Origin of the sequence: Alteribacter salitolerans (assembly GCF_016901055.1) — a bacterium.
In the GTDB taxonomy this organism is placed as follows: domain Bacteria; phylum Bacillota; class Bacilli; order Bacillales; family Salisediminibacteriaceae; genus Alteribacter; species Alteribacter keqinensis.
In genome coordinates this window covers 1-22,526 of record NZ_JAFEUX010000006.1, presented here as the reverse complement: position 1 = coordinate 22,526, position 22,526 = coordinate 1, and the positions used below count along the sequence as shown (strand labels likewise).

Genomic DNA, 22,526 nt, shown 5'->3' with positions numbered 1-22,526 from the left:
CATTTAAAGGAATCGACTTAAATCTTTTCAACTTGAGTAAATTCAAGCTCAACCGGTGTTTCACGACCGAACATATTAACGTGTACTTTGAGCTTCTGCTTCTCTACATGGATATCTTCAATCGTACCAATAAAGTTAGCAAATGGCCCTTCTTTTACTTTAACAGGCTCTTTAAGCTCAAAGTCAACTTCCGCTTTCGGCTGTTCTACACCCATCTGACGCAGGATTGCGTCTACTTCCTCAGGAAGAAGCGGCGTCGGCTTCGAACCCGCTCCGGAAGATCCTACAAATCCTGTAACTCCAGGCGTGTTACGGACAACATACCAGGAGTCATCTGTCATTACCATTTCTACGATTACATAACCCGGAAAGACTTTCTTTGTTACCTGCTTGCTCTTTCCGTTTTTCACTTCTGTCTCTTCCTCTACAGGAACGAGAACCCGGAAGATCTTGTCAGTCATGTCCATCGACTCCACACGCTTCTCCAGGTTCGTTTTAACTTTGTTCTCGTACCCTGAATAGGTGTGGACAACATACCAATTTTTCTCCATGACGATCAGGACGTAATGTCCTTCCCTCCTCTAAACGCAACTTAAAACCTATCTTACTCTGAAATCCTTTTAGTTCAGGATCAAACGAATCAATTCAGAAATACCAAGGTCGACAATTGCAAAAAATACTGCGATGAACGCAACCGTTGCAATAACGACGCCTGTGTAACGAACGAGTTCCTTACGCGTCGGCCATGTTACCCGCTTCATTTCTGTTGAAACTTCTTTCAGGAACTTTACAGGTTTTTTTGCTGTTGATGTTGTTGTTTCTGCCATACAAGCCACCTCCAACCTTCATCTATACTTATATACAATTATTTCGTCTCCACATGGGTTGTATGCTTTCCGCAAGTTTTGCAGTGTTTTTTCATTTGCAAACGTTCGGCATGAATGCCTTTCGTTTTTGTGGTTGAATAGTTTCGGGATTTACATTCCGAACATGAGAGAACGACTTTAGCTGACATAGTATACTCCTTAGCATGACAAAGCTATGTGCACAGATGTACATACCTAATAAATTTATCATAATAAAAGAAGGGATGTCAATGTCCCTTCCTTTTCATTGTCGCCTTGATTCAACGATTTCATAACAAGAGTAAGAGAAAGTCTGCCGCTTTTCTGTTAAGAGATTGTGAGTGTGATCGTCTTTATAGTAATGTGGTATCCTTACCGTTATTTCCAGCTGAAAATACAGGATGCAGCCGTAATGCCCTGCGCAGCGAGCCCACCCCCCTTGTGCTTCTTCCTCTGATAGTAAGGGTTCCAAGCTACCTGCGTCGAAGCAGCTCGAAGCATATCCTGGAAGTAAGCGCTCGTCGTTGCGGGTTCTCTCCTCGCCCCCAGCAACCGCCAGGAGTCTGCGGGCATTCCCGCTACATCAACATTCATTGATAAAAATAAGAATGGTGTTTATAAAAGAGAAATCTGAAAGTCATGTGGATTTAACAATATACAATGCCCTTGTATATGTAACATAAGGCAGCGGAAAGCGTCCGCCTGGATCTGCTGAATTAATCCTGAGAGGCACAAAAGCTTTTAAAACAACAGCCTTCAGAAAAAGATGCGAAAACTGGCTTTTGTAAAGAAAGCAGGGGTCGGATTCTACCCCTGCTTTTATAACTTCACGCCTTTGATTTCTACATAGCGTTCCAGTTTCCTTTTCACCCGTTGAAGGGCATTGTCAATGGACTTTACATGTCTGTTAAGGTCCGCTGAAATTTCCTGATAGCTGCGCCCGTCCAGATAAAGCATGAGCACCTGACGTTCGAGTTCACTGAGGATCTCCGTCATCTTCACTTCAATATCGTCAAATTCTTCCTGATTGATCAGCAGTTCTTCGGGGTCACTCACCCTTGACCCGCAGATTACATCCAGCAATGTCCTGTCCGATTCTTCATCGTACAAAGGCTTGTCCAGTGATACGTAAGAATTTAGAGGTATATGTTTCTGCCGCGTAGCTGTCTTAATAGCTGTGATGATCTGGCGCGTAATGCAAAGCTCAGCAAAGGCTTTAAAAGAGGAAAGCTTGTCTCCTTTAAAATCCCGTATGGACTTGTAAAGACCAATCATCCCTTCCTGGACAATATCTTCGTGGTCTGCCCCGATCAGGAAGTATGATCTCGCTTTCGCCCGTACAAAGTTCTTGTATTTATTAATTAAATACTCAAGTGCCGAGCTGTCACCCTCCCTGACATACTCCACCAGGGTTTCGTCGTCCATTCCTTCAAACTTGACATTCCGTCCAGCTTCCATGAGGTCTAAAGCCACCGCGATCCCTCCGACCCTGTCTCTTTTTCTGTATTAAAAAGGGGAGTTGACTGCACCGACCCATCTTGATGTAAGCGCATAAAATTTTTAAGTTGCCGTTCATCACAGAAGCTATGGTGCTATGTTGAATAGCTCCGCCCCATCCGGGGGTACCATCCGGATAAATCCGGTTCGTTTCCCTGTAAGCCAGCCACTGTTTGAACAAACACACTTAAACCTCTTTAAACAGATTGAATTGTCTAAATATAGAAACATTATACTAAACAAAAACAAATGGCGTCAAGGTGCTCAATGCTCACCTCGACGCCATTTTTCGAAAATTTCAGCCATTTCGTCCGTAATAGGCAGTTTTGACCTGGCCGTTTTCTTCTTTACACTTAATACCTCTTTTGCAATGCCTTTCTCAATGGCAGCCACTTCTGTCCTCAGTTCCCTTGCAGATTTCCTTAGAGCTCCGCTCGCAAAAATGACCCGCTGCTCTACAAAATCGGAGGTAGCCACAGAAATTTCTGTATCTACGCGTTTGAGAGATCTTACCAGCTTTTCGATCCGTTCATCTGCTGTCTCTTTTTCCCGGGTATAAACAATATCAAGACGGTAATTGGAGTATTTCTTACCGAGACCCGGTACCATATGGGCATCGAAAATGATCATGACCTTTGTCCCTGTATAAGCCTGATACTCAGCCATCTTTTCAATCAGGACATCTCTCGCCCCTGCCAGGTCGCTCCCCTGCATAACCCTAAGCTCAGGCCAGTCTCCGATAATGTTATACCCGTCGACGAGTAAAAAACGGCGCATTTATGCTTGTCCTTTTGGATGACGGCGGCGGTACACTTCATACATCAGTAAAGCAGCTGCCACAGAAGCATTCAATGACGTCACATGACCGGCCATTGGAATCTGGACGAGAAAGTCACACTTTTCTTTCACAAGCCGGCTCATCCCTTTTCCTTCACTGCCGATAACGAGCCCGACCGGCATATCAAAATCGGTCTCCCGGTAATCTTCATTTCCGGCAGCATCTGTTCCTACAAACCACAGCCCCCGGTCTTTCAGCTCGTCCATCGTCCGGGCAAGGTTTGTTACTCTGACCACCGGAATGTGCTCAATTGCACCTGTTGAGGCTTTTGCCACTGTCGCAGTCAGTCCTGCAGAACGGCGTTTCGGTACGATGACCCCGTGTGCACCGGCCGCATCCGCTGTCCGGAGGATAGATCCCAGGTTATGAGGGTCTTCAAGCTCGTCCAGGAGGAGAAAGAACGGAGGTTCTCCGCTTTTTTCTGCTGCTGCAAATAGATCATCCATATCCTGATATTCGTAAGCTGCGACCTGGGCAATTACCCCCTGGTGCTGAGCTGTGTCAGCCATTTGGTCAATCTTCTTTTTCGGCACAAACTGAACATTGACCTTTCTGGACTTGGCAAGGTCCATCACCTTCCCCATCTGCCCTTTCTGGGAACCTTCGGCAATCCAGATTTTATGAATGGGCCGGGGCGATTTCAATGCTTCAATGACGGGATTTTTTCCCGCAATCATATCGTGTTTTTCTGACATGTTGTTACCTCCTTTCTTCGTCTGCTGTCAGGATTTCAAATGCCTGAACCATGATTTCATCAAGACGTCCGTGTTCTTCTTTTAAGTAAAGATAGCCGCACAGGGCTTCAAAACCCGTACTGTAGCGGTACGTTGATACATCTGTATTTTTAGGCACCGTTGCCGACTTGGCATTCCTGCCCCTCATTGCGACTGAACGCTCTTTCTCCGAAAGAGCCTCCCCTTCAAGGAGGACAATAATCACTTTAGCCTGTGCTTTGGCCGATACAAATTTTGTAGCTTCACGATGAAGCTGATTGGGCTTCACCTGACCTGAGGCGATGAGGCGGTAGCGGACGTACATCTCCATAACCCCATCCCCCATATATGCCAGGGTGAGCCCGTTTAACTGATCCACGTCTTGAACGGATGCATTGAGTTTCACTGCCTACACCCTCTTCCAGCGCGTACCTTGAGGTGTATCTTCTAAAATAATTCCTTTTTCTTTCAGGTCATCCCGGATCTCGTCGGCACGGGCAAAATCACGGTTTTTCCGTGCATCGATTCTTTCCTGAATCAAAGCGTCAATTTCCTCGTCCAGCATTTCGTTTTTCTCCGAAAGCTTAATTCCCAGAACATACGCCATGTTATCCAGGGCCTCTGTAATATGAGAGAGAACGTTTTTGCTCGTTTGTTTTTCACGAAGGTAAAGGTTTGCTGTCTTGACCAGCTCAAACATCGCTGCGACAGCGTTCGCACTGTTAAAGTCATCTTCCATTTCACGATTGAACGTTTCAAGGTGTACATCAACCTGCCCCTTCCACTTTTCTGCATCGATACCGAGATCGGCAGTTTCAGTAAGGCGGTGGGAGACATTCTGGTACGTGGTCTTTATACGTTCAAGACTCGTTTTCGCACTGGCAAGCTGTGCGTCACTGAAATTAATCGGGCTCCGGTAATGATTGTTTACGATAAAGAAACGGACCACTTCAGGATCAAACTTCTTAATAATGTCGTGAACAAGAATAAAATTCCCTAGTGATTTGGACATTTTTTCATTGTCGATATTAATATAGCCGTTATGAATCCAGTAATTGGCCATCTGCTTTTCATTCAATGCCTCAGACTGGGCAATTTCATTTTCGTGGTGCGGGAATGACAGATCCTGGCCGCCGGCGTGGATATCAATCGTATCCCCCAGATACTTCTTTACCATAGCCGAGCACTCAATATGCCACCCCGGACGGCCATTGCCCCACTTGCTCTCCCAGAAGATTTCTCCAGGTTTTACCCCTTTCCAGAGTACAAAATCAAGAGGGTCCTCTTTCTTCTCACCGACTTCAATGCGTGCACCGAGCTGAAGATCATCTACCGACTGGTGAGAGAGCTTGCCGTAGCCGTCAAACTTACGGGTTCTGAAATAGACATCTCCCCCAGACTCATAGGCATAGTCTTTTTCTTCAAGCCTTTCAATGAATTCAATAATTTCAGGCATCGTATCCATGACCCGTGGGTGTTCGTCTGCCTTTTTTACGCCGAGAGCGCCGGTGTCTTCGTGATAGGCTTGAATAAACTTCTCCGCAACAGCCGTTACGTCCTCACCCATCTCTTCTGCAGCTTTAATAATTTTATCGTCTACGTCTGTAAAGTTAGACACATACTTCACATCATAACCCCGGTATTCAAAAAACCTCCGTATCATATCAAAAACAACCGGCGGCCGGGCATTACCAATGTGAATGTAGTTGTAAACAGTCGGTCCGCACACATACATCTTTACCTTGCCTTCTTCTATCGGCTCGAACACTTCTTTTTGTCTGGTGAGTGTATTATAGAGCTTAATTGTCATGTGAGACGCCTCCTTTTAGTCTTGATTGATCCTGTTTCTTCAGCTCAGCTATATGTTCCTTCAGGCGAGCCATTTCTTCTTCAAGCTCCCTGAACTTATCTGACACCGGATCGGGTAAATTAATGTGGTCCAGATCATGACCGATCTTCACGCCGTCCTGGATGACTACCTTCCCGGGGATTCCGACTACAGTAGAGTTTGGAGGTACTTCTTTTAAAACGACCGATCCTGCACCGATCCGCGAATTCTCCCCGATCCTCATGGATCCGAGTACTTTTGCTCCTGTAGCTATAAGGACATTATCCTCAAGAGTCGGATGACGCTTCCCTTTTTCTTTTCCCGTCCCCCCTAAGGTTACTCCTTGATAGATCGTACAGTTATTTCCGATTTCGCACGTTTCCCCAATCACAACACCCATGCCATGGTCAATAAAAAGGCGTTGACCGATTTTAGCACCGGGGTGAATTTCAATACCTGTTAGAAAACGGCTGAATTGAGACAGAAAGCGTGCCAGAAAATAAAACCGGCGCTTCCAGAGACCGTGGGCGAGACGGTGGCTCCAAATCGCATGAACACCGGAATAATTGAAGACTACTTCCAGTCTGTTTCTCGCAGCCGGATCCTGGTCCATCACCACGTCGATGTCATTCTTAAGTGTTTTAAACAATGGTCAAACCTCCTTTTGTCCTTGTCTAGTAATACTTATGGTCTTTTCTTTATCAATACTTTTAGTAGCCGGTTCTGGTTAAGGCAGATGTTCATTTTCGTTCCTTTGGCTCCCTTTCCGCGGGGTCTCCGGTGAACCTCCTCGTGCCCGGCGAAGCCACTGAAAAAGTTAACTCTCCAAGAAAAGTGGCGTGTTGATTTCCGCTCATTACGCTCCCTTTCCGCGGGCGGTTCGGGAGCCTCCTCGGCGCGCTGCGCCTGTGGGGTCTCCCCGGAACTCGCTCCTCCCGCAGGAGTGTCGCGCATTCGCTCCAAACAACACTCTTTTTATAACGACAATGAGCTCCCACCTCAAAAATCAAAACCCTTTTACGTTGCAATTCGACCCATGTAGCGGTGACGTTATTTTGACTTTTTAAAAGTGGCCTCATAAAGGGCATGAAGGCAGCGTCAACATCCTTCAAGCCTAACGTAAATAAAGCAACACTTCTTAGAAAAACGCTAAAAAAACGCCTCTGGGTCATTACTGACTCAGAGACGCTTCTCATTGCGCGGTTCCACTCTGCTTGAGCTGTAACAGCTCCGCTTAACCCGTTAACGGCGGGTACCGCCCTTACCTACTTTACTTTCAATAAGGGGCTCTGAGGTGCATGTTCAAAAGCAAGTCTTTTAAGCTGCTTTCAGCCGGGGCAGCTCTCTCTGATAAAAAACTTTGCTTTTTACTTTTCCTCGTCATTACTTTAGCTGTATGATTCACTCATTAGTTACTTAAAACACTGTTTAAACGGGTAACAATAACATCTCTGCCAAGTAGAGAGATGGTATCAGGAAGATCACGGCCGTGTGTCTGGCCTGTTGCTGCAACGCGAATCGGCATGAACAGCTTCTTCCCTTTGTGTCCCGTGGCTTTCTGTACAGACTTGATGGCTTTTTTGATCGTTTGAGGCTCAAAGTCTTCAAGAGCGAGCACTTCTTCTTTAAATGCTGCCATTACCTCAGACACCTGCTCTTCAGCCAATACTTCTTTAGCTTCTTCATTATACTCGATTTCATCCTTGAAGAACAAATCTGTAAGCTCAACAATCTCTGCTCCAAAGCTCATTTGCTCCTGATAAAGAGCAATCAGCTTCTTCGCCCACTCATGCTGTTCCTCTGTCATGTTCTCAGCAAGCCTGCCTGCTTTAACAAGGTGCGGCAGGGCAAGCTCAACGACGCGGTCAAGGTCTGCCTCTTTCATGTACTGATTGTTCATCCAGGCAAGTTTGTCTGTATCAAAGACAGCCGGCGCTTTTGATACACGCTCAAGGCTGAATTCTTCGATCAGCTGTTCTTTTGTAAATACCTCTTCTTCACGTCCTGAAGACCAGCCGAGAAGAGCAAGGAAGTTTACAATGGCTTCAGGAAGATAGCCAAGGTCACGGTACTGTTCTACAAACTGAATGATAGACTCGTCACGTTTACTCATTTTCTGACGGTCTTCATTCAGGATAAGAGACGCATGAGCGAACGTTGGTGCATCCCATCCCAAAGCCTGATAAATCAGTGCCTGGCGGGGCGCATTTGACAAGTGTTCTTCACCACGGATCACGTGGGAAATCTTCATCAGGTAATCATCAATAACAACCGCAAAGTTGTACGTCGGAACGCCATCTTTACGAGCGATTACAAAGTCACCGATACCTTCATTTTCAAACGTAACATTACCTCGAATGATATCTTCGATAACAACAGAATCGTTTTCAGGTACATGGAAACGGATAACTGGTTTTTTACCTTCCTGTTCGTACGTTTCGCGCTGCTCTTTAGTTAAATTACGGTCACGGCCGGAGTACTTCGGTGTTTCTCCACGGGCACGCTGGGCTTCCCGCTCTGCTTCAAGTTCCTCTTCGGTCATATAGCAGTAGTATGCCTTTCCCTCTTCAAGCAGCTGATCCAGGTACTGTTTATAGATATCCATACGCTCCATGCTCTGATACGGGGCATAAGGACCTCCTACATCGACACTTTCATCCCAGTCGATGCCGAGCCACTTCATGCTCTCCATCAGCTTTTCTGTCGCTGTTTCCACATTGCGTGCTTGGTCTGTATCTTCTATTCTTACGATAAACTTACCGTTTTGATTACGTGCAAATAAGTAATTGAAAAGAGCAGATCGTGCTCCTCCAATATGCAAGTGCCCGGTAGGCGATGGCGCAAAGCGCACACGGATTTCCTGACTCATTGTATGACACCTTCCATTCTTTTGTTCAAAAACGCTGTCTGCGTTTCTGCTGTTCTCCGCTCATTATTTTATCACTATTGGTCAAGGACTGAAACAGGGAGTTCATTCATTTAAACACGATATTCATGCTTACTCTAACCTTTAGGGTACAGAAGTTAAGATGAAGTCTGCGTGCCCTTCGCTTTCCGTGGCGGTGCCGGCAAGCCTCCTCAAGCTAAAAGGAGGCCACTAAAAAAGTAAAAAACAACTTTTTCACTGCCTTTTATTTAAGTGGCAATGGCTCCATTCGGTTGCTCGCCTGTTACGAGAAACCCACTCATAACAGGCTTTTTAAAACATGCAACCGTTCCGCTCATTGCAGGCACTTACAAAAGTTAAAGATCAAACTTTTTCACTGCCTTCTTAAAGCATTGCGGGGTCTTACCTGGCCCCCACTGCCACAAGAGTCTCGGGCACTCCGGCTTCATTACCTGTTAAGCGAAAGAAACAACGTTTACGAAAATCAGTCATTCGTTAATTCCTCGTAAAATTGGTGTTTTTTTCACACCTTTAAACGTCCAAGCTTATTTAGGAAGTACGGTTCTTCCATGACCGCTTCTCCCCGGAACTCGCTTTCCCGCAGGAGTGTCGCGTATTCGCTACAATCAACGCTTTTAATCATTCCACAATGTCATTTTAAAAAACGTAAACTGAGGGACGACTATCCGTCTTGTCATTACATCGCTAGTAAACTTCGTGTGGCTTCAACGCGAATATCGGACTCATTAAGGCACCAATATTCATTCCCGGCAGCCGTACTTTCAATGATTCTTTAAGAAGTTGCTTTTGTTAGAAGAACCACAGCCTGGCTTGCTATTCCTTCGCCGCGTCCGGTAAAGCCGAGTTTCTCCGTTGTTGTCGCCTTTACGTTAACCTGGGACTTGTCCGCTTCCAAAAGCTCACTGATTTGAGTCCGCATGTCTTCGATATGGGGGGCCATTTTAGGCATCTGGGCCATTATCGTACAGTCAACGTTACCTAGAACGTACCCTTTTTCTTTTACGATCTTCCATACATGTTTTAGTAATTCCTTTGAATCTGCATCTTTAAACGCAGGGTCAGTATCGGGGAAGTGCTTACCGATATCGCCTTCAGCAACAGCGCCAAGACATGCGTCTGCTATGGTATGTAAAAGGACGTCGGCATCCGAGTGTCCGAGCAGTCCTTTTTCATATGGGATCTCAATCCCTCCCAGAATGAGCGGGCGTCCTTCAACGAGCTGGTGTACGTCAAAACCTTGTCCGATTCTAAGCATTGGTTTCTTCCTTCCTCATCTTTATAATCGCTTCTGCAAACCACATATCTTCCGGTGTGGTCAGCTTAATATTCTGGTAATCTCCTTCTACGACGCGGACTCTCTCTCCAATCCACTCAACAAGACTTGCATCATCCGTGCCCGAAAATCCATCCCGTTCCGCTCTTTTATGTGCCTTCAAAATACCTGAAAGACGAAAAGCCTGCGGGGTCTGAACTGCCCACAAGCTTGATCGGTCCACTGTATTTGTGACCTCGCCCTGTTCAACCTGCTTTACCGTATCTTTTACCGGAACGGCAATGATGGCAGCACCATCCTGTACAGCAGATCGGACAAGTTTTTGAATATCACTTACTTTAATGAACGGCCTGGCTCCATCGTGAATGAGCACAATCTCCTCATCAGAAGACACAGCTTTCAGTCCTTCAAAAACACTCTGCTGACGCTCACGTCCGCCCGGAACAATACGGACTGTTTTCTGAATGCCGTATGTTTTGATTAAAGCAGACATGTCTTCTATTTCCTGTTCGTTTACCACAAGAATGATCTCACGGCAATGAGTGTCCTGTGCAAATACAGTCAGGGTATGCACAATGAGCGGCTTATCGTGAAGGAGAAGAAACTGCTTGTTATGCCCGGCACCCATCCGCTTTCCCTGTCCGGCGGCTGGGATAATCACCGTATAGTTCTTCATAGCTTCTCTTCCCCCGTCATAATAACTTTCAGTACATCAGAGTGCTTTCTCCATCAGCTTCGGCTTGGCAAAAATCATCCGCCCCGCTGACGTCTGAAGCACACTTGTCACAATGACTTCAATCTCTTTACCAATGTAATTACGTCCGTCTTCGACAACAATCATCGTACCGTCATCAAGGTAAGCAACACCCTGATTTTGTTCCTTGCCGTCTTTTATAACCTGTACAGCCATTTCCTCACCCGGCAGCACAACCGGTTTAACGGCATTGGCAAGATCGTTTATATTCAGTACTGAAACACCCTGAAGGTCACAGACCTTATTAAGGTTAAAATCGTTTGTTACTACATAGCCGCCAATGACCTTCGCCAGTTTGACAAGCTTTGAGTCGACTTCCTGGATCTCTTCAAAGTCTCCCTCATAGATTTCAACGTTAATCGGGAGTTCTTTTTGAATTTTATTCAGGATATCCAGGCCTCTCCGCCCGCGGTTTCTTTTTAACACATCCGAAGAATCAGCAATATGCTGCAGTTCTTCAAGAACAAATTCAGGGATGATGAGCGTCCCATCAAGAAAACCAGTCTGACAGATATCTGCAATCCGTCCGTCAATGATTACACTAGTATCGAGTATTTTAAGTGAGCCTTTACGGGCTTCATCTTCATCTTCTTTTTTCTTGGCATCCTTTGAACCTAACCGGCTGGAGATTGCAGTCAGTCCCATTAGTTCATCCCGTTTCTTAAAGCCCACCTGGAACCCGAGATAACCCAGGAAAAACGTAGCAAAAAGAGGCAGATACGTACTCAGAATCGGAATTCCGAGTGCATCAAGAGGCAGGCCGATTAAGAAGGCTACTATTAAACCTACAATAAGACCCATCGTACCAAACAATAAATCAGTGACCGGTGCCTTTACCAACGATTCCTCTACAAGCCTGATCAGGCCGACAAGATCATCTGTAAACCAATAGGTCGCTAAAAATAAAATGAGTGCACCTATAACTGCGCCAATATACGGGCTTTCAAGCCACGCAGCATTTCCAATATTTAGCAATTCCAGCAAATCAGGTATAAATATAAATCCGACCGCGCCACCGACAATGATAATAAACAACTGAACTACTCGTCTAAGCATCGCCTTCACCTCCTTTAACCATTATAGACAAGTCACAAAATTTGAAACGTTATTCTAAAAAAATCACAAAAACTTACATACTTATAAATTGCAATAAATTAACAATATCAAAGGGCCTTTTTGTTGTCAATGAAAGCAAAACAAATCATTATATCGTCAATAAAGGATATTCGTCAAGGTGTGATTTTATTAGACACCTTAAATATGGCGGTCGATAAACAGCTGTTCCTGAATCCTCGTCAAGCCTTCCTTGATTTTACGTGCTCTGGCTTCCCCGATTCCTTCCACTTCATCCAGTTCTTCAGTTGAAGCACGCATAATATGGGGAAGATCTTCAAACTTTTGAATCAAATTCTCGACAACAAGCGGAGGTATCCGCGGGATCTTATGGAGAATACGATAGCCCCTTGGACAAACGGCAAATTCCGAGAGATTCGGACTTTTACTATAGCCCAAAAGTTTCACGATAATCTGATCGTCCAGCAATTCATCACTCGAAAGCTTCTTAAGCTGCCTTAAAATCTGCATCGGATCGCTCGTTCGCTCTTTCATGTAATCCTTGATAAGAAGGACGGCTTCTTTTTCAGTGTTGGAGACAAGTTCTTCAAGCTGCATGGAAATCAGACGGCCTTCGTTCCCCAGTTCATTGACATAGTTCAGAATTTCGCTTTTTATCCGGAGAACCATCTCCACCCGGTGCATCACCTGAGATACCTCTTGTATCGTTACCAGTTCCTCAAATTCCAGAGCTCCGAGATTCGTCACACTCTGGTCGAGAACACTTTTGTATTTTTCCAATGTCTGAATAGCCTGGTTTGCCTTAGTCAAAATAACACCGATGTCTTTTAACGAATAACGGTATTCACCTTGATACAGGGTGATTACGTTTCGTCTTTGGGAGATGGAAATCACCAGGTTCCCCGTCTGACGGGCCACACGCTGTGCGGTCCGGTGACGAATCCCTGTTTCTGTGGAATCAATTGCATTGTTTGGAACAAGCTGTGTATTGGCATAAAGGAGCCGTCTTCCGTCTTCGCTTAAAATGATGGCACCGTCCATCTTCGCAAGCTCATACAAGTACGCAGGTGAAAACTCGCAGTTAATAAAGAAACCTCCATCTACAATATGCACCATTTCATTATTATATCCGAGAACAATCAGTCCTCCTGTTTTTGCTCTTAAAACGTTATCAATCCCCTCCCTCAGAGGAGTCCCCGGAGCGACAAGCTGCAGGACATTGCTGATAAAATTCGTGTCATAGTTTGAACGTGGATCCACCTGAAGATGCACCTCCTAAACATTGTTCTAACGCTTCGTTTACTGTATTTACTCCGATAATTTCAATCCCATCGGGAACGGTCCAGCCGCCTATGTTTTTCTTAGGAATAATGGCTCTTTCAAAGCCGAGCTTTGCAGCTTCGATAATCCGCTGTTCAAGCCTTGCCACCCTGCGCACTTCGCCTGTGAGACCGACCTCACCGATAACAACATCCGCAGGCCTTGTAGGCACGTCCCTGAAGCTTGATGCAATAGCTACCGTTACAGCCAGGTCAATAGCAGGCTCATCAAGCCGCACTCCGCCTGCTACCTTCACATACGCATCGTGGTTCTGCAGCAGCATTCCCACACGCTTTTCGAGCACTGCCATCAGGAGTGAGATCCGGTTATGATCGAGCCCTGTGGCCATCCTTCTTGGATTACCGAAACTAGTGGGTGAAATGAGTGACTGAATCTCTACCAGTACAGTCCGTGTCCCTTCCATGGAGGGAACAACAGTGGAGCCTGCCGAACCTGCCGTCCGTTCCTGCAGGAAAATCTCAGAAGGATTGAGCACTTCTGTGAGCCCCTCTTCTTTCATTTCAAAGATCCCCATTTCATTCGTCGAACCAAACCGGTTTTTTACCGCCCGTAATATGCGGAAAGTATGGTGACGTTCTCCTTCGAAATAGAGAACGGAGTCTACCATATGCTCAAGAAGCCGTGGTCCTGCGATTGCTCCCTGCTTCGTTACGTGGCCGACGAGGAATATAGCAATCCCCTTCGTTTTTGCAATCTTCATAAAGGCTGCCGTACATTCCCTCACCTGGGAAACACTTCCCGGTGCACTCGTGACTCCGTCAAGATAGACGGTCTGTATGGAGTCAATGATTACAAGGGTAGGATTCATTTCTTCGATTACTTTTTCAATATATTCCACATCGGTTTCGGCAAGAACAAACAAATTATCTTCTGCTACTCCAAGACGGTCGGCACGAAGCTTTGTCTGCTTCACGCTTTCCTCACCGGATATGTAGAGAACCCGCTCTTCCTGCTTTGCCATTTGTGACGAAACCTGAAGGAGAAGTGTTGATTTTCCGATACCCGGGTCTCCCCCCACAAGGACAAGAGAACCTGGTACAATTCCGCCGCCGAGAACGCGGTTCAGCTCTTTCATATTGGTGCTGATCCGGGCCTCCTGCTTTCTTTCAATTTTTGTAATCGGCTCAGGCTTGGATACGCCGCCCCTGGCACTGGTCACGAAACTTCTTGAATTAGCCGCTGTCTGCTTTTCTTCAAATTCCTCCACCATCGTGTTCCAGTTCTGACAGCCAGGGCATTTTCCCATCCATTTCGTCGATTCGTAACCACAATCTTGACAAACGTATTTCGTCTTTCGCTTTGCCATATTTTTCCCCGTCCTTTAATTCTGTATGTATTACTTTTATTTTATCATGTTTTTCTTTCAACAAGGTATAAGGGCGCACAGAATAAGGATCCGGCGTTACCAGGTACCCTTTTCTCAGGGTAAAACCGGCAGAGGGAATATGTATGGAAAAAACCGGGGAGTCCTCAAAACAGACTTCCCCGGTATAAAAGGCTGTGTATTTATTTTGCCTTACTTCCTGAGCCAACCTTTTCTACGACATAATCGCCGTCTTTTACATCGAGCTTAACGTTTTGCCCTTTATGAATGTTTCCTCTGAGCAGTTCTTCCGACAGACGGTCTTCAACCTGCTTTTGGAGTGCACGTCGCAGTGGACGGGCTCCGTAGTCAGGGTCGTAGCCTTCATCGGCAATTTTCAGTTTCGCTTCATCGGAAATTTCAAATCCGATTTCCTGCTCATTCAGACGCTTCGTAAGCTGGTCAGCCATAAGTGTAACGATTTCTTTGATATGTTCTCTATCAAGAGAGTGGAACACAATCGTTTCATCGATACGGTTTAAGAACTCGGGACGGAAGCTCTTCTTCAGTTCACTGATCACTTTGCCTTTCATATCTTTATAGTTCTGGCCGTCACGTTCTGCCGTGAAGCCCATGCTCTTCGATTGACGGAGAGTGCTGGCACCAACGTTGGAAGTCATGATGATCGCCGTATTACGGAAGTCGACACGACGCCCTTTGGAGTCAGTAAGGAACCCGTCTTCAAGCACTTGAAGAAGAATGTTAAACACTTCAGGGTGCGCTTTCTCAATTTCGTCTAGAAGAATAACCGAATACGGTTTGCGGCGTACCTTTTCAGTAAGCTGTCCGCCTTCTTCGTGCCCCACATATCCCGGTGGTGAACCTACAAGCCGGGAAGTGGTGTGCTTCTCCATAAACTCGGACATATCGATCCGGATGATGGAATCTTCATCACCGAACAGAGATTCGGCCACTGCTCTTGCCAGTTCGGTTTTACCTACGCCTGTAGGTCCGAGGAAGATAAACGACCCGATCGGACGTTTTGGATCTTTCAATCCTGCTCTTGCACGGCGAATCGCCTTGGACACAGCCTTAACTGCTTCCTCCTGGCCGATCACACGGTTGTGAAGGATCTCCTCCATCTTCAGGAGTCGCTCTGTCTCTTCTTCAGCAAGCTTGCTTACAGGAATTCCTGTCCAGCTTGCTACAACAAGGGCAATATCCTCTGTGGTCACTTCAGAGTCCTCCTGACCCTGCTTTTCCTTCCATTCTTTCTTCATGGCTTCAAGCTCTTCTCTTACACGCTGTTCGCTGTCACGAAGGGATGCGGCTTTTTCAAATTCCTGGCTTTGTACAGCAGCATCTTTTTCCTTACGTGTCTCTTCAAGTTTCTGCTCCAGCTCTTTTAGGTTAGGCGGCGCCGTATAGGAACGAAGGCGCACTTTTGAAGCTGCTTCATCAATCAGGTCAATGGCTTTATCGGGAAGGAAACGATCTGCGATATAGCGGTCTGACAGCTTGACAGCCGCATCGATGGCGTCATCCGTAATCGTTACTCTGTGGTGAGCTTCATACCGGTCACGCAGTCCTTTCAGAATCTGAATTGATTGGTCATTTGTCGGCTCTTCAACGCGGATTGGCTGGAAACGACGTTCCAGAGCTGCATCCTTTTCGATATATTTGCGATACTCATCGAGGGTTGTCGCTCCGATACACTGAAGTTCACCCCGGGCAAGGGACGGCTTGAGGATGTTTGATGCATCAATGGCACCTTCTGCTCCCCCGGCTCCAATCAGCGTGTGCAGCTCATCGATAAACAGGATTACGTTGTTGGCCTGACGGATTTCTTCCATCACTTTTTTCAGGCGGTCTTCAAATTCCCCACGGTATTTTGTACCGGCCACAACGGTTCCCATATCCAAAGTCATTACACGTTTGTTACGGAGTGTTTCCGGAACTTCATTATTCACAATCTGCTGCGCCAGTCCTTCCGCAATCGCCGTTTTACCAACACCAGGCTCTCCAATCAGAACCGGGTTGTTTTTCGTACGGCGGCTCAGAACCTGGATCACACGCTCGATTTCTTTTGAACGCCCGATTACCGGGTCAATCTGCTCTTCTTTTGCAATAGCTGTTAAATCACGTGCCAGGCTGTCGAGGGTTGGCGTATTTACGTTTGCTCCGGCCCCCCCGCTCTGTTGCTGGCTGTTGGAAGATTCACTGCTTCCGAGAAGCTGCAGCACCTGCTGGCGTGCTTTATTAAGACTTACACCAAGATTATTGAGTACACGGGCTGCTACACCCTCACCCTCACGGATTAATCCGAGGAGGATGTGCTCTGTGCCTACATAGGAGTGGCCAAGCTTTCTTGCTTCGTCCATTGATAATTCAATGACTTTTTTTGCCCGTGGAGTATAATGAATCGTCTTTGATCCTTCTTCTCCTCTTCCAATCAGCTGCTCTACTTCTGTCTGAATCTTTTCAGGGCTCAGGCCAAGAGCAGATAATGCCTTGGCAGCAATTCCTTCCCCTTCACGTACAAGTCCGAGCAGAATATGCTCTGTGCCGATATTGTTATGTCCCAGTCTTGTTGCCTCTTCCTGTGCCAGTGCTAGTACTTTTTGTGCTCTCTCTGTAAATCGTCCAAACATCATATTCCTCCACCTCCGGTTATTAGTTGTTCTTTTTTGTCTCCAAATGCAATCGATCGCGAATTAACAGGGCTCTTCTATGATCCCGCTGTTCGGGAGATAACACTTCACCGGCATATTGCTGTAAAAACCCCGGCTGTATGAGAATCATAAGTTCATTTAATATATTCGCACTTACGTCTTTGATGATTCCCATATCAATCCCGAGCCTTACATCTGACAGCCGTTTTGTTGCTTCCTTTGATTCCATCGTTCTGCTGTATGCCAGTACACCGTATGAACGGTATACACGGTCTTCCATTTGAATTCTTGACTGTTCCATGAGTGTTTTTCTCGCTGCCCGTTCCTGCTGGATCAGCTGAAGTACGACACTCTGCAAATCCTGGACAATATCTTCTTCCGTTTTCCCCAGCGTAATCTGATTGGAAATCTGGAAGAGATTCCCCTGTGCTTCACTGCCTTCACCGTAAATCCCTCTGACGACCAGGCCAAGCTGATTTACCGCCGGAAGTATCCGGTTCATCTGTCGGGTAATCACGAGTGCGGGAAGGTGCATCATAACTGAGGCACGAAGACCAGTTCCTACATTGGTCGGACAGCTCGTCAGATAGCCCCGCTTTTCATCAAAGGCGAAATCCAGCTTATCTTCAAGCCAGTCATCAACTTCATTGGCCAGCTTTAAAGCTTCCGTGAGCTGAAAACCTGAGAGCAGACACTGGATTCGGATGTGATCCTCCTCGTTAATCATGACACTTAAAGATTCATCTTCACTGAGAAGAACTGCACCTGCTCTGGATTCATCCGACAGCGCAGGACTGATCAGGTGCTTTTCAACAAGGACACGCTTTTCGTTTTGCTTCATATCTTCTGTTTTTAAAAGCTCAATCGTCCCGAAACGATGATGACTCTGTCTGCTGTAATGGGTGTTAATTTTATCGGAAAGAGCTGATAATTCTTCAGTAGCTGCAAGCATCGGAAACGGAACGTTCTGGATATTACGGGCCAGCCGAACCCTGCTGCTTAAGACAATATCGGAGTTCGGGCCCTCCTTTTTCATCCAGGGGCTGATAGCCTGACTGATAAATTGCTGCAGTGACACGGTCTATCCCTCCTTCTTTTCCGCCAGCGATTTTTCGAGAGACCGGATGCGGTCCCGAAGTTCAGCAGCCTGTTCAAATTCTTCTTTCGCAATCAATACCTTAAGTTCCTGCTTAAGCTTCTCGATTTCTTTATGCAAATGCAGATCCTGTCCGATACGTTTCGGCACTTTCCCGCCGTGCACGACATTCCCGCTGTGAATCCGTTTAAAAATAGGATCGAGCTTTGACTGAAATGCCTTGTAACATTCCGCACAACCAAATCTGCCGACCTTGGCAAATTTTTCATAGGTCATGCTGCAGGAAGGACAGGATAAAGCTTCCCTGCTTGGTGTGTGGCCTGTTGAATGTACCGGTGAAACCGTCTGGTCAAAATCAAGCAGACCCGATAAGAGCTGGTGAATGGAAAAACTCTTCGAACCCGGGATATGCTCGCCTTTTTCTTTCGCACAAACATCACATATATGAATTTCCGTTTTTTCGCCATTAATGATCTTTGTAAAATGCAGTGTAGCCTGCCGCTCCTTGCATTCCTGACAGAGCATAGCCACCCCTCCTGATTCTATAGGTTAATTTACCTGTACTTTAAAGATGTGATCATTGCTTTTAATATCGCTGCCCTTACTTCATCCCTCGCCGGGAGAGGCAGCACCAGCACGGTTCTGTCCAACGCACTGAGGATCAGGTTCGCTTCACGCTTTGTTACCGCTTCTTCTTCCAGGAGCCGCCTTACCATGTTGGAGGCGGGGCTTTGGGCAATTCTGTTCCCGATCATGGATACTGCATGATCAAAGAGCTCCTTCTGGTTATCAATCTGGACTTTTGTAATGCGGATGTAACCGCCCCCGCCCCGTTTACTTTCTACGATATACCCTTTTTCAAGTGTGAAACGGGTACTGATTACGTAGTTGATCTGCGAGGGGACGCATTGAAAATACTCGGCCAGTTCACTCCGTTTAATCTCGATGATTTCGTCCTCACTTTGATCAATGACTTCCTTCAGATAATGTTCAATTACATCTGATATATTGCGCATCGCATCAGCCTCCTTGCACTTGTGACATGGGTTTGCAGCCTGCAGATAGTTTGACTTTGACTATCTTTGACTTTAATTTTATTATACCCATTTTCCCTTCGTTTGCAATCGTTTTGCTCAGAAATTTTACGTGCAGTTTCAGGAGACAAATCTATATGTATAATGACAATTTCCGCATTAAAATAACTGTGATCCTGCCTTCCCCATTATTGCCTTCATTTTTTCCATTCATTCTGAAAATACGAAGAACCGTGTTCCTTAAGAATAAAAAGCCGTCATAACAACGACTTTTTTCTTCCTTTTATCCATATTCCACATAAAAGCGATATTCAATCATTCGTTCACGACTGAATACCGCTTTTTTATATTTGCTATGTTAATTCCACTCATTGCAGAGGCGCTTGCCTGCATAAGAGGTGGCCCTGTTTCTTCCTCTGTCAGTTATGCTTCGCAGCTTTCTGCGTAGAAGCAAACCGAAGCTCATTCGTAATGTAAACGCTCATTTCTCCCGCAGGAGTGTCGCGCATTCGCTGGAATCAACATTCTTAATAAATCAACAATGCTCTTTAACACAGACAAGATGTAAGGCCATATCTTTGTACCGTTTCATTACGTAACGTTTTCCACTTCCACCTGCTCTACAAAATCCAGTGACTTTAATGTATAGAACACATCCGTGGTGTACATTTTTTTATCTGTTACGATGATACAAGTCAGTACTGTCTTTTCTCCTTCTTCCTTTACTTTGACCCGCCTGAGACCCATCTCCTTCTGTTTAATATTCTTAAGCAGGTTCGTTAAGTCGGTCCCGCTTTTCACCACAATCTTCGTTCTTACTTCGATTTCATTCAGTTTCTTCAGCCCGACCCACTCAAGAAAGTCAGGAAGAATCCGAACACCGAGAATCAGGAAAAAGACCCCGAAGATGGCTTCCATATAAAAACCGACCCCTATTGTTATCCCAAGGCCTGCAGATGCCAGTACAAGAGCAGCAGTAGTCAGTCCGGAGATAACATCGTTGTTTCTCCGCAGGATGACCCCGGCTCCGAGAAAGCCGATACCACTGATAATATATGAAGGAATCCGACCCGGATCCATCGGTCTCGAATACGCTTCTGAATACAGCATCGCTGACTCATAGGAAACAATGGTGAGTAAGCATGCTGTAACTGAAACAATTAAACACGTCTTTAAACCAAGTGGTTTTCCTTTCAACTCTCTCTCCAGCCCGATAATCAACCCTGCCAGAGCCGCAAAACTCATTTTTATCAACGTACCTGCTGTAACTGCTTCTATGAATGCGTCGTACATCCCCCTAAACCCCTTCTTCAGTTGTAAATTTCGCTTCTGTTTACTTTCTCTTTTCCCCTTCCCTTCATTGCGATAAATGAAAGCAAGAAGTCGTTATACCCTGTCTTAAGGATTCTCAAGCTGATCTTTAACTTGTTAATTACTTCAAAAGACCTCTGAAACCCTTTTTCTCAATGATAAAAGGGTTAAGAAATACCCTTACCGTATACTTGATTTGTTTTTCTGGATATGATGAAAAGGGCATTTACTTTTAATCGGCTCACAATCATCTCCAATAAAGAACTGCTTCCACTCATGATGTGTTTCATCACCGTAATGACTGATATCAGGATGTTTGGGAAGTTGATCCCAAACTTCTACCCGCTTTCTTACAGCTTCCCTCGAATTAATGCCGTTTGGCTCCGTCCCTTCAAGACCTTCAAAGATCAATCGAGGCTGAAAGCCTATTACCAGAGCATTCCCCAGGTTTCTCGTCTTTCTCTGAACGTATGCCGGGGCATTTCCAAAAGCAAAAATAGGCTCACCATCGAAACAAAATGTCCACAAGTGATGATCAGGATCTTCTGGAATGTGCTTGGGCCATGGTTTATGATCTTCTTTGTGAAGATATTGCAAAATATTCCAAAACTCTTTACGAAACTCTTCTATTGTCTCGTTTTCCCCTTGCTCTGCAAATAAAAACAGACCTCTTCTTACAGAGGGATCCCTTTTCAAAAGACTAAGAAAAGAGCGCATAGTATCAGGCAGATGGGCCCAATTGTCCTTTTCAATATAAGAGTACCGCAATTCATCCTGGATCAATCCATGCCTTCCAAAATAACAAGGAAAGGAAGGTTCCGATACTAATTTTTCAAATGTAGCGAATTCCTTTGTAATCCAGGAGGGAACAAGCTCTTGATTCTTCATTTGCTGACGAGTAAACAGGTATGTTTCTTTCAATTATTCTTCCCCTCTTCCCTTAAATATTGACAGACTTTAAAGTCTGTTATTCTATTTCATTACCCTAAAGCATGTACTCTTAATAATGAATACGATACTGGAGGCCGATTCATGAGTGAAAGCTGGTTTTATTTTATCCTGCTGGGAATAAGTCTCGCTGCTCCAATCGGGCCGGTCAGTCTGGAGATGCTTAAAAAGGGACTTGTTCTTGGATTCTGCGGAGCACTTGTTGTTGGCCTTGGAGGACTTTCGGCAGATTTTGTCTTTATGAGCGTTATCTATGCAGGAGCTGCTACGCTGTTCACCCACCCTCTCCTCCAGGGAGGGATGATGATCACAGGAGCTGCGATGCTTTTGTTTTTAGGTTTTCAGTCATTTAGCAAGCCAGTTTCTTCTTCATTGGCTGAGCGTTCCAAAGCGGATGTTACCTGTTTAAAAAGCTATTTTATCGGGTTTGGCATCGCTATTTTGAATCCGTTGAATTTAATGTTCTGGTTTGGCATTTACGGATCCACATTAACCAACCTGAGTCAGAATCACACAACAGCAGTTGTGCTCATCGACAGTTTTTATATCCTGCTTGGCGTACTCCTCTGGAACCTTCTTATTGCATCTTTGGTTCATGGATTAAGGACAAGTATAAATGATAGAACAATTTATCGTATTAACATCGCGGCCGGTGTCCTCTTATTGTTTTTCGGTGTGACATTTTGTTATCAGGCAGTAGATTTTTTCTATTTAAAGAGCGGATGGTTTGGATAAGGAGGGGTATGAATGGAAAATAATGATCCTGGCGGCCGCCCAGGCCGCCTTCTTTTTTACAGAGATCAGGTGTTCATGATAAAGAATAATTTGTCAGGATAAATGCCATTTTGTCATGATATCCAGCTCTTCGGAATACCTAAGAGCCACTCCGCTGCTGTAAAATCCTGCGGACACACAAAAAAAGCACCCGCTTTAAAAACGGGTGCTTTTTCTTATTGCCCAGCGGCGTCCTACTCTCACAGGGGGAGAGCCCCCAACTACCATCGGCGCTGAAGAGCTTAACTTCCGTGTTCGGCATGGGAACGGGTGTGACCTCTTCGCTATCGTCACTGGACAAATCATGAAATTGAGAA

Annotated in this window: 22 protein-coding genes, 1 rRNA gene and 1 other annotated feature; of the genes, 1 reads left to right on the top strand and 22 read right to left on the bottom strand. The window is 45.6% G+C overall.

The window, feature by feature from the left end:
- Positions 1-17 precede the first annotated feature (17 nt).
- The 21 genes from nusG to JSY36_RS12575 all read right to left on the bottom strand — a co-directional run bounded on the left by nusG (position 18) and on the right by JSY36_RS12575 (position 21,408).
- Positions 18-551: a transcription termination/antitermination protein NusG gene (gene nusG / locus JSY36_RS12675; protein WP_122901492.1), complete on the bottom strand. Its 534-nt coding sequence runs from the start codon at positions 549-551 to the stop codon at positions 18-20.
- A 69-nt stretch (positions 552-620) separates the two neighbouring features.
- The gene (gene secE, locus JSY36_RS12670; protein ID WP_122901490.1) at positions 621-827 is read right to left on the bottom strand and encodes a preprotein translocase subunit SecE; all 207 of its coding nucleotides are present in this window, start codon (positions 825-827) and stop codon (positions 621-623) included.
- A 38-nt stretch (positions 828-865) separates the two neighbouring features.
- Positions 866-1,015, bottom strand: coding sequence for a 50S ribosomal protein L33 (rpmG, locus tag JSY36_RS12665; protein ID WP_122901488.1), 150 nt, complete (start codon positions 1,013-1,015; stop codon positions 866-868).
- A gap of 649 nt (positions 1,016-1,664) precedes the next feature.
- Positions 1,665-2,303: an RNA polymerase sporulation sigma factor SigH gene (gene sigH, locus JSY36_RS12660; protein ID WP_122901871.1), complete on the bottom strand. Its 639-nt coding sequence runs from the start codon at positions 2,301-2,303 to the stop codon at positions 1,665-1,667.
- 303 nt (positions 2,304-2,606) lie between these two features.
- Complete coding sequence (locus tag JSY36_RS12655) at positions 2,607-3,119, bottom strand: NYN domain-containing protein (RefSeq protein ID WP_122901486.1); 513 nt, start codon at positions 3,117-3,119, stop codon at positions 2,607-2,609.
- Positions 3,120-3,875, bottom strand: coding sequence for a 23S rRNA (guanosine(2251)-2'-O)-methyltransferase RlmB (gene rlmB, locus JSY36_RS12650; RefSeq protein WP_122901484.1), 756 nt, complete (start codon positions 3,873-3,875; stop codon positions 3,120-3,122).
- A gap of 4 nt (positions 3,876-3,879) precedes the next feature.
- Positions 3,880-4,299, bottom strand: coding sequence for a Mini-ribonuclease 3 (locus JSY36_RS12645; protein WP_283234601.1), 420 nt, complete (start codon positions 4,297-4,299; stop codon positions 3,880-3,882).
- 3 nt (positions 4,300-4,302) lie between these two features.
- Positions 4,303-5,703 carry a cysteine--tRNA ligase gene (cysS, locus tag JSY36_RS12640; protein ID WP_205166687.1) on the bottom strand — a complete coding sequence of 467 codons (1,401 nt, stop codon included), beginning with the start codon at positions 5,701-5,703 and terminating at the stop codon, positions 4,303-4,305.
- The gene (cysE, locus tag JSY36_RS12635) at positions 5,693-6,370 is read right to left on the bottom strand and encodes a serine O-acetyltransferase (protein ID WP_205166686.1); all 678 of its coding nucleotides are present in this window, start codon (positions 6,368-6,370) and stop codon (positions 5,693-5,695) included. Before cysE ends, cysS begins: the two co-directional genes overlap by 11 nt.
- A 529-nt stretch (positions 6,371-6,899) precedes the next feature.
- Positions 6,900-7,114: a binding site (T-box leader), on the bottom strand.
- A 15-nt stretch (positions 7,115-7,129) separates the two neighbouring features.
- Positions 7,130-8,590 carry a glutamate--tRNA ligase gene (gltX, locus tag JSY36_RS12630; protein ID WP_205166685.1) on the bottom strand — a complete coding sequence of 487 codons (1,461 nt, stop codon included), beginning with the start codon at positions 8,588-8,590 and terminating at the stop codon, positions 7,130-7,132.
- A gap of 811 nt (positions 8,591-9,401) precedes the next feature.
- Positions 9,402-9,884 carry a 2-C-methyl-D-erythritol 2,4-cyclodiphosphate synthase gene (gene ispF / locus JSY36_RS12625; protein ID WP_205166684.1) on the bottom strand — a complete coding sequence of 161 codons (483 nt, stop codon included), beginning with the start codon at positions 9,882-9,884 and terminating at the stop codon, positions 9,402-9,404.
- Positions 9,877-10,578 carry a 2-C-methyl-D-erythritol 4-phosphate cytidylyltransferase gene (gene ispD / locus JSY36_RS12620; RefSeq protein WP_205166683.1) on the bottom strand — a complete coding sequence of 234 codons (702 nt, stop codon included), beginning with the start codon at positions 10,576-10,578 and terminating at the stop codon, positions 9,877-9,879. The genes ispF and ispD overlap by 8 nt, the downstream gene beginning before the upstream one ends.
- Before the next feature lie 36 nt (positions 10,579-10,614).
- Positions 10,615-11,712: a PIN/TRAM domain-containing protein gene (locus tag JSY36_RS12615; RefSeq protein WP_205166682.1), complete on the bottom strand. Its 1,098-nt coding sequence runs from the start codon at positions 11,710-11,712 to the stop codon at positions 10,615-10,617.
- A 198-nt stretch (positions 11,713-11,910) separates the two neighbouring features.
- On the bottom strand, positions 11,911-12,990 hold the full coding sequence (gene disA / locus JSY36_RS12610) for a DNA integrity scanning diadenylate cyclase DisA (protein ID WP_205166681.1): 1,080 nt from the start codon (positions 12,988-12,990) through the stop codon (positions 11,911-11,913).
- Positions 12,968-14,377: a DNA repair protein RadA gene (radA, locus tag JSY36_RS12605; protein WP_122901466.1), complete on the bottom strand. Its 1,410-nt coding sequence runs from the start codon at positions 14,375-14,377 to the stop codon at positions 12,968-12,970. Before radA ends, disA begins: the two co-directional genes overlap by 23 nt.
- 200 nt (positions 14,378-14,577) lie before the next feature.
- On the bottom strand, positions 14,578-17,028 hold the full coding sequence (gene clpC, locus JSY36_RS12600) for an ATP-dependent protease ATP-binding subunit ClpC (RefSeq protein WP_122901464.1): 2,451 nt from the start codon (positions 17,026-17,028) through the stop codon (positions 14,578-14,580).
- Between the two features lie 19 nt (positions 17,029-17,047).
- Positions 17,048-18,124: a protein-arginine kinase McsB gene (locus tag JSY36_RS12595; RefSeq protein WP_205166680.1), complete on the bottom strand. Its 1,077-nt coding sequence runs from the start codon at positions 18,122-18,124 to the stop codon at positions 17,048-17,050.
- A gap of 3 nt (positions 18,125-18,127) precedes the next feature.
- On the bottom strand, positions 18,128-18,667 hold the full coding sequence (locus JSY36_RS12590; protein ID WP_122901460.1) for a protein-arginine kinase activator protein McsA: 540 nt from the start codon (positions 18,665-18,667) through the stop codon (positions 18,128-18,130).
- Positions 18,668-18,696: 29 nt separating this feature from the next.
- Positions 18,697-19,158 carry a CtsR family transcriptional regulator gene (locus tag JSY36_RS12585; RefSeq protein WP_205166679.1) on the bottom strand — a complete coding sequence of 154 codons (462 nt, stop codon included), beginning with the start codon at positions 19,156-19,158 and terminating at the stop codon, positions 18,697-18,699.
- 609 nt (positions 19,159-19,767) lie between these two features.
- On the bottom strand, positions 19,768-20,469 hold the full coding sequence (locus JSY36_RS12580; RefSeq protein WP_122901456.1) for an MgtC/SapB family protein: 702 nt from the start codon (positions 20,467-20,469) through the stop codon (positions 19,768-19,770).
- 198 nt (positions 20,470-20,667) lie between these two features.
- On the bottom strand, positions 20,668-21,408 hold the full coding sequence (locus tag JSY36_RS12575) for a YqcI/YcgG family protein (protein WP_205166678.1): 741 nt from the start codon (positions 21,406-21,408) through the stop codon (positions 20,668-20,670).
- Between the two features lie 111 nt (positions 21,409-21,519).
- Between JSY36_RS12575 and JSY36_RS12570 the strand changes: the two genes are divergently transcribed.
- Positions 21,520-22,170: a LysE family translocator gene (locus JSY36_RS12570; RefSeq protein WP_205166677.1), complete on the top strand. Its 651-nt coding sequence runs from the start codon at positions 21,520-21,522 to the stop codon at positions 22,168-22,170.
- Positions 22,171-22,390: 220 nt separating this feature from the next.
- Here the strand turns inward: JSY36_RS12570 and rrf are convergent.
- A 5S ribosomal RNA gene (gene rrf / locus JSY36_RS12565) occupies positions 22,391-22,507 on the bottom strand.
- Positions 22,508-22,526 lie beyond the last annotated feature (19 nt).